The sequence below is a fragment of the Arthrobacter sp. FW306-1B-G06A genome (genome assembly GCF_058781765.1).
The window spans coordinates 12,339-24,626 of the sequence record NZ_JBYSXB010000008.1 but is presented as its reverse complement, the minus strand read 5'-3'; the positions used below and the strand labels follow the sequence as shown (position 1 = coordinate 24,626).

The window sequence follows — 12,288 nt, the reverse complement described above, 5'->3', positions numbered from 1 at the left end:
GGGGCAACGGGCCAGGCGCCCTTGCCCCCGTAGTTTCGATCGTCCTCTTCGGAAGCGAGGGGGTCAACGCCGAAAACGCGGGCGCGGCCCCAAACCCAACTAACTCGCAGTAGGTGTCGTTATGAGCGCTCATAACGACATTAACTGCGAGTCAGTTGGGAAAGGAGTGCCTTAGGTCAGCTTGACCTGACGGTTGACGTCCTTGTAAAGCAGGTAGCGGAACGGACCCGGGCCGCCGGCGTAGCAGGCCTGCGGGCAGAAGGCGCGCAGCCACATGAAGTCTCCCGCCTCCACTTCGACCCAGTCATTGTTGAGCAGGTACATGCCCTTGCCCTCCAGGACGTACAGGCCGTGTTCCATGACGTGGGTTTCCGGGAACGGGATGACCCCGCCGGGCTGGAACGTCACGATGTTCACGTGCATGTCGTGGGCCAGGTCGTTGGGGTCCGCGAAGCGTGTGGTTGCCCAGACGCCGTTGACGTCCGGCATTTCCCCGGCCTCAACTTCGTCGTCGCTCGTGACAAAGGACTTGGCTTCATAGCCCTCAAGGCGCTCGTAGGCCTTGCGGATCCAGTGGAAGGAGACGATGTCGTCCGAGACGTTCTCAAGGCCCCAGTTGGAACCGGCAGCGAGGTAGGCGTAGCCGCCCTCCTCGAGCTGGTGCAGTTCGCCGTCGAGGGTCAGGTTGACCTTGCCCTTGGTGACGAAGACGACGCCTTCGACGCCGGCCTCGAACTCTGCCTTGGGAGCGCCGCCACCCGGGCCGATCTCAACGATCAGCTGGGAAAACGTGGTGGCGAATCCGGAGATAGGGCGGGCAATGATCCAGGAACGCGTGTTCGAGAAGCCCGGCAGGTTGCTGGTTACGATGTCGGTCAGCACGCCCTTGGGGATGACCGTGTAGGCCTCCGTGACGATTGCGCGTTCGGTGGTGAGGTGGGTCTGGGGCGGCAGGCCGCCCTGGGGATAGTAGTACTTGCCCATCATTGGATCCTTACTTGGAGGTGGTGTGTGCGAGCCGCGGATGCGCCAGTGCAGTCAGCCGGGGGAGTTCGACGCCGGCAAGCGCCAGCACTTCTTCGGCACCTACCGCTCCACACTGGACGCCGCGCAGGACGAAAGCGGCCAGGGCCCGGGCGGTGGCGGGTTCGTCCATGACGCCGCCTTCGGTGCGCTCCACGTAGTTGCGCAGGCGGGCCGCCGCGGCCGGCAGGCCCTCGCGGTAGAAGGCATACGTTGCGGCGAAACGGCTCGGCAACTGGGCAGCATGCAGGTCCCAGCCCTGGTAATAGCCGCGTTCAAGGGAGCGGCGGACCAAACGGCCGTGCAGCTTCCACGCGTTTTCCACGTTGTCGCCCACCGGGATGATGTTGGTGGAGCCGTCGGAGAGCCGGATGCCCGTTCCCGCAACGGCCAACTGCATGACTTCCTTCGCGAAATCCGCCACCGGGTGCTCCATGGACTGGTACTCCGCGGAGATCTGCAACGAAGCCGAGTAGTCGTAGGTGCCGTAATGCAATGCGCTGATGCGGCCCGGAACTGCGTGCGGAAGCTGGGCCACGGGAGAGGTCCCCTCCGGGCCGAGGATCAGTTGCGGCGTCTCCACCTGGACTTCGAAACGGAGCCGGCCCGCCGGGAGCGTGTGGATCTCCTCCAGTCGGGAGACCGCGAAGTCCATGGCCTGCACCTGGGCCACCGTGGTGACCTTCGGCAGGGTCAGGATGAGTCCCTCGGGCAGTTCTCCGGCCGAGGCCAAAGTGGAGACGAACAGGTCCAGGGTCTTCAGGCCACGTGCCCGGGTGGGGGCCTCGAAACACTTGAACCGGATGCCGATGAACGGCGGCGCGGACCCCGCGGCAACGGCTTCGCTGACAGCCTGGGCAGCCGCTACGGCCGCGACGTCTTCTGCTTCGTCGCCCCGGTCGCCGTAGCCGTCCTCGAAGTCGAGGCGCAAGTCCTCGATCGGTTCACTGCGCAACTTGGCAGCCACACGGGTGGCGACGGCGGCAGCCAGTTCGGGCTCCTGGCCCAGCAACGTACCGAGCCTTTCGAGACCGCCGTGGGCCTCCGCCGTCGTGATTGCCTGGGCGCCCCATTCAGCCGACAGCGACGGCGTGAAACGGTCCGCCGGGACGTACACCGTGTGCACGGGCTGGCGGGTGCCGTCGTCGCCGGGGTAATTGCGCTCCAGCAACTGGTCAGTGGCGGCCAGTTGGGAGTCGATCGCGGCAAGATCTGCCGCCGAGAAGGAGGATGCGGCCATTCCTACACCAGCTCGTAGGCGGGAGTGGTGAGGAAGTCCGTGTAGTCCTCGGAGAGACAGATGTCCGCGATCAGGCGGCTCGCCGGCTCGTAGAACTTCTCGAAGGACTCGGCGTCGACCTCGCTGCGCAGGCGGTCGGTCTCTTCGCCGAGGATCCGGGTGACCAGCTCGCGGGTGACCGTGTTGCCGGTGTCGGCCAGGACCGACTTGTTGCGGATCTGCTGCCACACCTGGGAACGGGAGATTTCCGCCGTGGCGGCGTCTTCCATGAGGTTGTGGATGGCAACGGCGCCGCTGCCCGAAAGCCACACCGCGGTGTACGCGACGGCGACGTAGAGGTTCAAGCGAAGCCCCGCCTCGGTCACGTGGCCACCGGCGGAGGAGATGTCCAGCAGCTGATCGGCGGTCACGGAGACCTCCGGGCGCTGCTTGTCCAGCTGGTTCGGCTTGTCGCCGAGCACGGAGTCGAACACTTCGCGGCACGTGGAGACGAGGTCCGGGTGGGCCACCCAGGAACCATCGAAACCGTCGTTCGCCTCGCGGGTCTTGTCCGCGCGGACCTTCTCGAAGGCCTGGGCTGTGACTTCGGGTTCGCGGCGGTTCGGGATGACGGCAGCCATGCCGCCCATGGCGAAGGCGCCGCGCTTGTGGCAGGTCTTGACCAGCAGTTCCGTATAGGCGCGCATGAACGGGGCCGTCATGACCACGGACGCGCGGTCCGGCAGGATGAAGGACTCGCCGGCGTCGCGGAAGTACTTCACGATGCTGAACAGGTAGTCCCAACGGCCGGCGTTCAGGCCGGACGCGTGGTCGCGCAGTTCGTAGAGGAACTCGTCCATTTCGAACGCGGCCGGAATGGTTTCGATCAGCATGGTGGCGCGTACGCTGCCCTGCGGGATGCCGAGGTAGTCCTGGGCGAAGACGAAGATGTCGTTCCACAGCCGGGCCTCGAGGTGGCTTTCCATCTTGGGCAGGTAGTAGTACGGGCCGTGGCCGTTGAGCAGGAGCTGCTTGGCGACGTGGAAGAAGTGCAGGCCGAAGTCCACCAGCGCGCCCACGGTCGGTTCGCCGTCGAGCAGCAGGTGCCGTTCGTCCATGTGCCAGCCGCGGGGGCGGGCGACGACGACGGCGAGCGGCGCGTCCGTGCGGAGCCGGTATTCCTTGCCCTCCGGGGAGGTGTAGCTCAGGGTGCCCTGGGCTGCGTCGCGGAGGTTCAGGATGGCGTCGATGACGTTCGCCCACGTCGGGGTGCTGGCGTCCTCGAGGTCGGCGAGCCACACCTTGGCGCCGGAGTTCAGGGCATTGATGGCCATCTTGGCCGGGGAGGCCGGGCCGGTCATCTCGACCCGGCGGTCCTGCAGGGCCACGGGTGCTTCGGCGACCTTCCAGTCGCCGTCGCGGATGTCCTGGGTTTCCGGCAGGAAGTCGAGGCGGCCGGTGCGGGCTACTTCTTCGCGCTTGGCGACGCGGGCCGCGAGGAGCTCGGTGCGGGTGCCCGCGAAACGGCGGTGCAGTTCCTCCACGAAGGCCAACGCCTTGGGAGTCAGGATCTCCTCGGCTCGTTCGATCGGCCGGGGGTCTGTGACTGTGAGAGCCATGGGGTGGTCCTTTCCTAGAGAGCGCGAGCGGCCTGCGTTTGCTGCTTCCGCGCGTTTGCTGCGTTTGCTGCATTTGCTACGGCTGCGGCGACGTCGGCTGCAACGTGGGGGTCGAAGACGCTGGGGATAATGTAGCTCGCATTCAGTTCATCATCTGCGACCCGGTTGGCGATAGCCTCTGCCGCGGCCACGAGCATTTCCGGGATGATGTCCGATGCTCCGGCGTCGAGCAGTCCGCGGAAGAAGCCCGGGAAGGCCAGCACGTTGTTGATCTGGTTGGGGAAGTCGCTCCGGCCGGTGGCCACCACCGCTGCGTGCTTGGACGCGATCACCGGGTCGATTTCGGGGGTGGGGTTGGCCATGGCGAACACGATCGCGTCCTCGGCCATCGAGGCGACCTGCTCTTCGCCGATCACGTGCGGAGCGCTGACGCCGATGAAAACGTCAGCACCCTTGAGGGCTTCGTGCAGCGTGCCGGAGAATCCGGCCTCGTTGGTGTTCGCGGCGATCCAGGAACGGTGCTCGTCGTCGTACTTTTCGCCCGAGTGGATGGCGCCGGAGCGGCCGGCGGCGACGATGTGCTGCGCACCCTGCGCCTTGAGGAGCTGGATGATCGCAGAGCCGGCAGCGCCGACGCCGGAGACAACGATCTTGACCTCGGACAGCTTCTTGTCCACTACGCGCAACGCGTTGACGAGGGCCGCGAGGGTGACAATTGCCGTTCCGTGCTGGTCGTCGTGGAAGACGGGGATGTCCAGCTCGTCGCGGAGCCGCTTCTCGATTTCGAAGCAGCGCGGGGCTGCGATGTCTTCAAGGTTGATGCCGCCGTAGACCGGAGCCATGGCCTTCGCGATCATGATGATTTCTTCAGTGTCCTGGGTGTCCAGGCAGACCGGCCAGGCGTCGACGTTGGCGAACTGCTTGAACAGCGCGGCCTTGCCTTCCATGACAGGCAGTGCCGCGGCCGGGCCGATGTTGCCCAAGCCAAGGACGGCCGAACCGTCGGTGAGGACAGCGATGGTGTTCCGCTTGACCGTCAGGTTGCGGGCAGCTGCCGGGTCCTCGGCGATGGCGAGGCAGACACGTGCGACGCCGGGAGTGTAGGCGCGCGAAAGGTCGTCGCGGTTGCGCAGGGCCACCTTGGGGACGACCTCGAGCTTGCCGCCCAGGTGCATGAGGAAGGTGCGGTCCGAGACGTGCTGGACCGTGACGCCGTCGAGCGCGTTGAGGGCGTCCTTGACGCGGTTGGCGTGGTCTTCGTCCGTGGTGTTGCAGGTGACGTCAACAACCAGGGTGTCGTGGTGCGACTCGGTCACATCCAGCGCGGTGACGGCCGCACCGGCAGCGGCGACCGCAGCGGCCAGCTCGCTCGTGGCAGTGAAGCTCGACGGCGCGGCGACGCGCAGGGTGATCGAATTTCCGGGGCTCGGGTTCGCCATTGAATTTCCTCCTCGTACAAGGCCCGTAACGGGCCTCCGCTCAAACCGAATGTTTTCGTATTATGGATATTATTATCTACAAAGTGGAAACACAAGCCCTGATCGGCAGGCAAGCATTCCGGCGTCGCGTGCTGTATCTTGAGTGTTCTAAGCAATTCTTTTCACGATGCGGATAAGGGTTGTCGGATTCCGAGCCATAGGAGACAACGGAATGGCTGAAAAGCCCTCGGGAGGCGTGCAGTCCGTCGAGCGCGTCTTCGAACTGCTGGAACTCATCACCGACGCCGGCGGAGACGTCACGTTGAGCGAACTGTCGTCGTCGACAGACCTGCCGCTCCCCACCATCCACCGCCTGCTGCGCACTTTGGTGTCCCTCGGCTACATCCGGCAACTGCCCAATCGCCGCTACGCACTGGGCCCCCGGCTCATCCGGCTTGGCGAAGGCGCCAATAAGCAACTCGGAGCACTGGCCCGCCCCCAGCTGAAGTCCCTCGTGGACCGGCTCGGCGAAACGTCCAACATGGCCGTGCTGGATTCCGACATGGTCATCTACGTTGCCCAGGTTCCGTCCCTGCACTCCATGCGCATGTTCACCGAGGTGGGCCGCCGCGCCCATACGCACGACACCGGCGTCGGCAAGGCCATCCTGGCCCAGTTGGACGACGAAGTGGTCCGCGGGATCGTGGCCCGCACGGGCATGCCGACTCCCACGGCCAAGAGCATCGGGGACATCGATTCCCTGCTCGCCGATTTGAACCGGATCCGCGAACGCGGCTACTCGATCGACGAGGAAGAGCAGGAAATCGGCGTCCGTTGCTTCGCGATGGCTGTGCCCAACGCTCCGACGCCCACGGCTATTTCGGTTTCCGGACCGGTGTCCCGCGTGGACCAGCACTTTGCCGACCGCGCCGTGCCGTTGCTGCGCGAGGCCGCCCTCGCGATCTCTGCCGAGCTGAACCAGAACTAATCCGTCCCGGACGCTCGCTCACCTATGTGGGGTTTTTGGCGGACGCTCGCTCACCTATGTGGGGTTTTTGGCGGACCCTCGCTCACCTGGTGAGCGAGCGTCCTGGAATTTGGCCCTATAAGTGAGCGAGCGTCCGGCGGTTTCTGTTTGATGACGGCGGGCGCTCAGGCGAGGCTGCCGTCGTTCACTTCGACGCCGTTAGGCTCCAGGTTGATCATGGGGGATCGCTTTTCGAAGTACCAGAAGGTCAGCAGGCCCAAGGCACAACCGAGGAACCAGCTGTAGTTGCCGATCCAAGTTGCGTTGACTGTGGTGGCTCCGGAGTCAAGGAGCGCTTTGGGAATCAGGACCGAGGCGATCGACACTACGCCGCTGATGGCCACTGACTTGACCGCGTTGGGGTTGTAGCCGTTGCGGAACCAGTACTTGCCGCTTGGCTTCATCGTGTACATGTCCTCAACCCACACCTTCTGCTTTCCCACGAGGTAGTAGCCGGCGATGAGGATGCCGAAGAGCGGGCCGATGAGCGCCCCCAGAACGCCGAGCGTGTAGTGGATGGCGTCGTCGTTCGAGTACCAGTTCCACGGGGTCAGGATGACGGATCCGACGGCGGCGATCATGCCGCCCATGCGCCAACTGATTTTCTGCGGGCTCACGTTGGAGAAGTCGAACGCCGGCGAGATGAAGTTGGCCACGATATTGATGCCCACGGTCGCGATGACAAAGGTCAATCCGCCGAGCAGCACGGCGAACACCGAATCGATTTCCTGCACGGTCTTGACCGGGTCCGTGATGAGGTGCCCAAAAACCGGGGTGGTGGCCGACGCCGTGATGACCGTGAGCAGCGAGAAGAACAGGAAGTTGACGGGCAAGCCCAGGAGATTGCCCTTCTTGACGGCCTTGAAGCTCTTGCCGTAACGCGCGAAGTCGCCGAAGTTGAGCATGGGGCCGGAGAAATACGACACCACCAAGGCGATCGCGGAGATCATGACCGGGATGGACGCAGCGAAGTCGAGCGGTTCGCCGGCGGAGAGGTTGAGGCTGATGTTGCTGACGCCGGCCTTGGATACCAAGTAGATGGCGAGAACCAACATGACAACGTAGACGGCCGGTCCGGCGAAGTCGATGAATTTGCGGATGCTTTCCATTCCGTTCCAGAACAACGCGGCCTGGGCTACCCAGAGGATTCCGTAGCAAATCCAACCCAGGGCAGAAAGGCCAAGGAAGCCGTACTGATGGACGTCGTACAACGGCTTCATGGCCGGGAAGAACTTGAGGAACACGATCACCAGGGCTTCGGAGGCCAGGAAAGTCTGCACTCCGTACCAGGCGACAGCGATGAGACCGCGGATGATGGCCGGGATGTTGGCACCTTTGACGCCGAAGACGGCCCGGTTGATCACGGGGTAGGGGACGCCGGTCTTCTGACTGGGCTTCGCCACGAGGTTGCAAAACACCTGCACAATCACGATGCCTACCAGCAGGGCCACCAACACTTGCCAGCTCGCCAGGCCGAGGGCAAAAAGGCTGCCCGCCGTCACATAGCCGCCGATGCTATGGACGTCCGACATCCAGAACGCGAACAGGTTGTAGCTGCTCCAGCGCTGGTTGTTCAGGGGCACCAAGTCTTCGTTGCTGAGCCGCGGGTCACGGCGTGCGGCGGCTTCATCAATCGGGTGGCCAAGTAGGGTGCCGGTCTTCTCTGGGGCGAGTTGTGCTTCGGCCATCGGTTCCTCGAATCAGGGTTTTCCACGACCGGGGCAGTCGTTTCACTGGTTCAATTCAATGGAACAGATGTTTCAGTTCAGTTTCCGGACCGCTAACTCTTCTTTACGCTTGGCGCCGGGCCCGGCGAGCGAGCCGAGCACGGCCGCCTTCGGACTACCGTCGCTCGATCTCTTCCAGTGAGTCGAACAGCCCGGTGATTTCCCGGACGCGATCCCTTCCTGAACGGCCCTTCGCCGCCAACACGCCGTTCGCGAGGACGCTCATGAGGCTCATGGCCGACGCATAGCTGTCAAAGGCAGCGCTGCCCTCCACGGGGCATTCGATCCAGACGGAGGCGTCGGCCGCCAGCCAGCGCGCGCTCGGGTCTCCGATCAAGATGGTGCTCGCGCCGGTGGCGGTAGCGGCCTTCAGGACACGGTCGAAACGGTCGGGCCTGCGCCGGAATCCAAGCAGAACCACGACGTCGTTCCCGTCCAGTCCGGCGAGCTCCTCGCCCACGCTTTGGCCCGGCTGAGGGGCCAGAGCCACCGACGAACGGCACTGGAGAAGCTGCTGCCGGAAATGGAGGGCGACAGGGAAACTGTTGCGGAAACCGATCAGAAGGACATTCCGGGCCTCAGCCAGTTGTTGTGCCACCTTGAGGAGGCGATCGTCGTCGAGCGTATCGAAAAGGCGGTCCAGGTTCTGCTGCTCCTGTGCCAAATGCAGGGGGATCCCGCCGTCGGCCTCCTGCCTGGCGAGCGGCACTCCGCTGGACCTCAGGCTCCGGGTGTGTTCCTTGACCTCGTTGAAATCGGCGAATCCCAGGCGGCGGAAGAGCCTGCTCATGGTGGCCTTGGAAACGCCGCTTAGCTGGGCGAGCTCGGCCGCGTTGTAGACCGCAAGGTCGCCCAAGCGGTCCAGCAGGGTATCCGCGGCCTTTTGCTCCTGCGGCCCAAGCTCCGAGTAGTGTTGTTCGATTCGCTCATCGATCCTCATGAAACAACCGTCTCACGCGGACCCGTAACTAGCGCGAAATGGCAGGTGTTGCCCCATTCCTTGGCTGAGGAAGAGGGGCAACACCTGCCAGTTCGGCGCAGAAAGGCGCTTTAGAACCGTCAGTGCTCGACGGCGGTGGACGACGTGAGTGGCACTTCCTTGCCCTCGGCGTCGATCAGTTTGCCGTTCTCGAAACGGTCGCCGTTCGCAAGGCACGCAATGTCCCATTCGGTGACCACGCGTCCCGTGCCTGCCACGAACACGGACTGGTTGTCCGAGTTGCCGGCCTTGAAGTGGTTGAAGAGCACGTTCAGCAGGATGGCCATGATGGCGGCCGAGCTGATGCCCGAGTGGAAGATCGTGGAGAACCATGACGGGAACTGGTCGTAGAACTTCGGGGCGGCGATCGGGATCATGCCGAAGCCGATGGATGCCGCCACGATGATCAGGTTCATGTTGTTGCGGTACTCCACCTTTGAGAGCGTGCGAATGCCGCTTGCGGCCACGGTTCCAAAGAGTACGACGCCGGCGCCGCCCAGGACGGGCGTCGGAACCGCTGCGACTACTCGCCCGAGGACTGGCAGCACGCCGAGAACCACCAGGATGAGTCCGCCGGCGCTGACCACGAAGCGGCTCTTGATGCCGGTGATGGCCACGAGGCCGACGTTCTGGGCGAAGGCGCTCTGGGTGAAGGAGTTGAAGAGGGGTGAGACGGCGCTTGAGAGCATGTCCGCGCGTAGTCCGTTGCCGATGCGCTTGGAGTCGACCTTGGTGCCCACGATTTCGCCAACTGCGATGATGTCCGCCGAGGTCTCGGTCAGGGTGACCAGGATGACGATCAGCATCGAAACGATGGACGCGATTTCGAAGGTGGGAGCACCGAAGGCGAACGGAGTGGGGAAGGCAACGATCGGACCCTGGCCGACCTTGGAGAAATCTGCCATGCCCGTGGCGAGGGCGATGACGGTCCCGATAGCCATGGCAAGGAGGATGGACAGGCGGGAGATGGCCGCGTTGCCGATCTTGCTCAGGAGCAGGACGATTCCCATCGTGGCCGCGGCGAGTCCGATGTTCGCCATGCTGCCGTAGTTGGGTGCCGCACTGTTGCCGCCCATGGCCCAGTTCGCTGCGACGGGCATGAGGGTCAGTCCGATTGTCGTGATGACGGTACCCGTGACCACAGGCGGGAAGAATTTGATGATCTTGGAGAAGAGGGGAGTGATCGCCAGGCCGATCAAGGACGCCACAATGACTGAGCCGAACACCGCCTGGATCCCGCCGCCCCCGTGGACGATCGCCACCATGGTGGAAACGCCGGCGAAGGACACGCCCTGGACCAGCGGCAGCTGCGATCCGAAGAACGGGATGCCGATGGTCTGAAGAATGGTGGCGAGGCCGCCGACAAACAAGCAGGCCGCGATCAGGAGGCCGATGTCCTGCGAGGACATGCCCGCGGCGGCTCCGATGATGAGCGGCGGGGCGATGATGCCGCCGTACATGGTCAAGACGTGCTGGAAGCCGTAGGCGAACGTGCTCCCGATCGAGAGGCGCTGGTCCTCGGGGCGGGCTGGCCCGGACCCTGCGGGGCGGGTTTTCTTCTTGGTGTTCATGGCAGACTTTCTTGGTTCATGGCAGACGTCTTTGTCTGGCTAACGTTGTCTGGCTAACAAGGTGGTTTTGGGTATGGCCTCCCAACTGACTCGCATTTGATGCGAGTCAGTTGGGCGGGTGTTTAGAGGCTTAGCAGAAGCCGGCGATGCCGTTCCACGCAGCCGGGGCCGGTGTGGTGTTATCGCGCTGGACCGTGGCTTCGATCAAGCCGTACGGGCGGTCGGCGGCGAAGAAGACCTCGTTGGGGTTGTCGAGGCCGAACGGGCTGAGGTCCACCAGGAAGTGGTGCTTGTTGGGCATCGAGAACTTGATCTCGTCCACTTCGCTGTGGGCCTCGAGGACCTTCTTGCCCATGTCGAACAGGGTCTGCTGCAGGGCGTGGGAGTAGTTCTCCGTGAAGCCTTCCAAGAGCAGGGCCTTGATGTCCTCGTAGCTCTTGTTGAAGTCGGTCCCGGCAGCGTCGAGCCCGGTGTTGTAGCGCCAGCGTGCCGAGACGTCGGTGGCGAGGATGCGGTCCGTGGTCTCGGGCAGCGTGGTGTACCGGTCGCGGGGGTAGCCGACGAAGCCGGACTGCGTGGTCTTGAGGACGGTCAGGTCCTTGAGGCCCGAGATGACGTGCGTTGTGTCGCCTTCGCGGACCACGACGGCGGTGCGGACTTCCTGCCCCTTGCGGACAAAGCTGTGGTCGTGTTCGGAGCCGTGTGCCTGGATGCGCTCCCAGGTGTAGGCCTCGGCTTCCCAACGGCCGCCCGTGACCCACTCAAAGCCCGAGGTGAAGTGTTCGCTCAAGCGCAGGAGGAAGGCTTCGGGGGAGCCGATGCCGTCGCGGGCAAAGGCGTAGATGGTGTTCTTCTGGGTGTCCGTGGCGACGACGTGTGCGTTGTCGCCTTGGAGGTGCGCAGCCTGGAAGTCGCCACGCAATTGCGAGGTGACGTTCAGGTCTTCGATCTGGTGGCGGTCGGTGTCGCGGGTGACTTTGACGACGCGGACTTCAGCCTTGCCGTACTGGTTGTCGCCGAGGACGATCTTGTTGCTCATGGTCATATCCCAACTTCTATGAGGTGGAACCCCTAAGGTCCACCAATGAAATTAAGCGCGTGTTTCGTACGCGTTTCTGGTGGAGCCGGCCCAACAAAAAAGAGCCGGCATCCGTTGATGCCAGCTCATTACGACCCTGCCTGCTGCTCCCAGGTTACGTGACCTGCGCCACGAATTGAAGAAAGCGTAGCCCACCTTTGCCAGTGGTGTACATCACTTCCGGAGAATCGTTATCTCCTTTCCGAATGTGACCGACGGCGGTTGGCGGCGGGGGCGCGGTCCCGCGGACACCCCTTGACGCGGTTCGGGAATCCCCTCTACCATTTCCATATAACAAAAAATGTTTTCCAAGATGTGGAAAGTAACGAAGAGCTTCAACCGCATCGCCATGGAGAACTTGAGCGCATGAAATAGGAGGACAGATGGACTCGCAGGATAAGAACAACGTCGTGGAATTCCCGGCGCCCGGCCAGGAACTGTACCTGCCGTTCGGCGCCACGGATCCCGACTTCTACATTCCGGCCGACTGTGACCGCACGCCCGGGACTTTCTCCCGTTGGTTGCGTGCCCTTCCGGTGTTCGGCCGGCAGCGTTCCTAGGGCTCCTGCCCCTGGGGATGAGGGACTCTGCGCAATAGAGCCAAAAAGGCGGGGGGCACCTGGGGAG

General features: G+C 63.7%; 10 protein-coding genes. 2 read left to right on the top strand and 8 right to left on the bottom strand.

Annotated features, from left to right (window positions below):
* Window positions 1-171 precede the first annotated feature (171 nt).
* The 4 genes from AC3WJM_RS05955 to AC3WJM_RS05940 are packed head-to-tail and all read right to left on the bottom strand — an operon-like array spanning window position 172 to window position 5,300.
* On the bottom strand, window positions 172-984 hold the full coding sequence (locus AC3WJM_RS05955; protein ID WP_284753733.1) for a bifunctional allantoicase/(S)-ureidoglycine aminohydrolase: 813 nt from the start codon (window positions 982-984) through the stop codon (window positions 172-174).
* 10 nt (window positions 985-994) lie between these two features.
* Window positions 995-2,263: a DUF6986 family protein gene (locus AC3WJM_RS05950; protein ID WP_492271385.1), complete on the bottom strand. Its 1,269-nt coding sequence runs from the start codon at window positions 2,261-2,263 to the stop codon at window positions 995-997.
* Window positions 2,264-2,265: 2 nt separating this feature from the next.
* Window positions 2,266-3,861, bottom strand: coding sequence for a malate synthase A (gene aceB / locus AC3WJM_RS05945; RefSeq protein ID WP_306961862.1), 1,596 nt, complete (start codon window positions 3,859-3,861; stop codon window positions 2,266-2,268).
* A 14-nt stretch (window positions 3,862-3,875) separates the two neighbouring features.
* On the bottom strand, window positions 3,876-5,300 hold the full coding sequence (locus AC3WJM_RS05940) for an NAD-dependent malic enzyme (protein ID WP_307053887.1): 1,425 nt from the start codon (window positions 5,298-5,300) through the stop codon (window positions 3,876-3,878).
* Between the two features lie 211 nt (window positions 5,301-5,511).
* Between AC3WJM_RS05940 and AC3WJM_RS05935 the strand changes: the two genes are divergently transcribed.
* On the top strand, window positions 5,512-6,267 hold the full coding sequence (locus AC3WJM_RS05935; protein ID WP_059389461.1) for an IclR family transcriptional regulator: 756 nt from the start codon (window positions 5,512-5,514) through the stop codon (window positions 6,265-6,267).
* A gap of 164 nt (window positions 6,268-6,431) precedes the next feature.
* On the opposite strand, the gene AC3WJM_RS05930 is transcribed toward AC3WJM_RS05935, so the two are convergent.
* The 4 genes from AC3WJM_RS05930 to pucL form a co-directional block, all read right to left on the bottom strand.
* On the bottom strand, window positions 6,432-7,994 hold the full coding sequence (locus AC3WJM_RS05930) for an NCS1 family nucleobase:cation symporter-1 (RefSeq protein WP_492271384.1): 1,563 nt from the start codon (window positions 7,992-7,994) through the stop codon (window positions 6,432-6,434).
* A 154-nt stretch (window positions 7,995-8,148) separates the two neighbouring features.
* Complete coding sequence (locus AC3WJM_RS05925; protein WP_306961855.1) at window positions 8,149-8,973, bottom strand: MurR/RpiR family transcriptional regulator; 825 nt, start codon at window positions 8,971-8,973, stop codon at window positions 8,149-8,151.
* Between the two features lie 119 nt (window positions 8,974-9,092).
* The gene (locus tag AC3WJM_RS05920) at window positions 9,093-10,583 is read right to left on the bottom strand and encodes a nucleobase:cation symporter-2 family protein (RefSeq protein ID WP_492271383.1); all 1,491 of its coding nucleotides are present in this window, start codon (window positions 10,581-10,583) and stop codon (window positions 9,093-9,095) included.
* A 130-nt stretch (window positions 10,584-10,713) separates the two neighbouring features.
* Complete coding sequence (pucL, locus tag AC3WJM_RS05915) at window positions 10,714-11,628, bottom strand: factor-independent urate hydroxylase (protein ID WP_492271382.1); 915 nt, start codon at window positions 11,626-11,628, stop codon at window positions 10,714-10,716.
* Window positions 11,629-12,044: 416 nt separating this feature from the next.
* Between pucL and AC3WJM_RS05910 the strand changes: the two genes are divergently transcribed.
* Window positions 12,045-12,221 (top strand): hypothetical protein, encoded by a 177-nt coding sequence (locus AC3WJM_RS05910; RefSeq protein WP_172465634.1) that lies wholly within the window; start codon window positions 12,045-12,047, stop codon window positions 12,219-12,221.
* Window positions 12,222-12,288 lie beyond the last annotated feature (67 nt).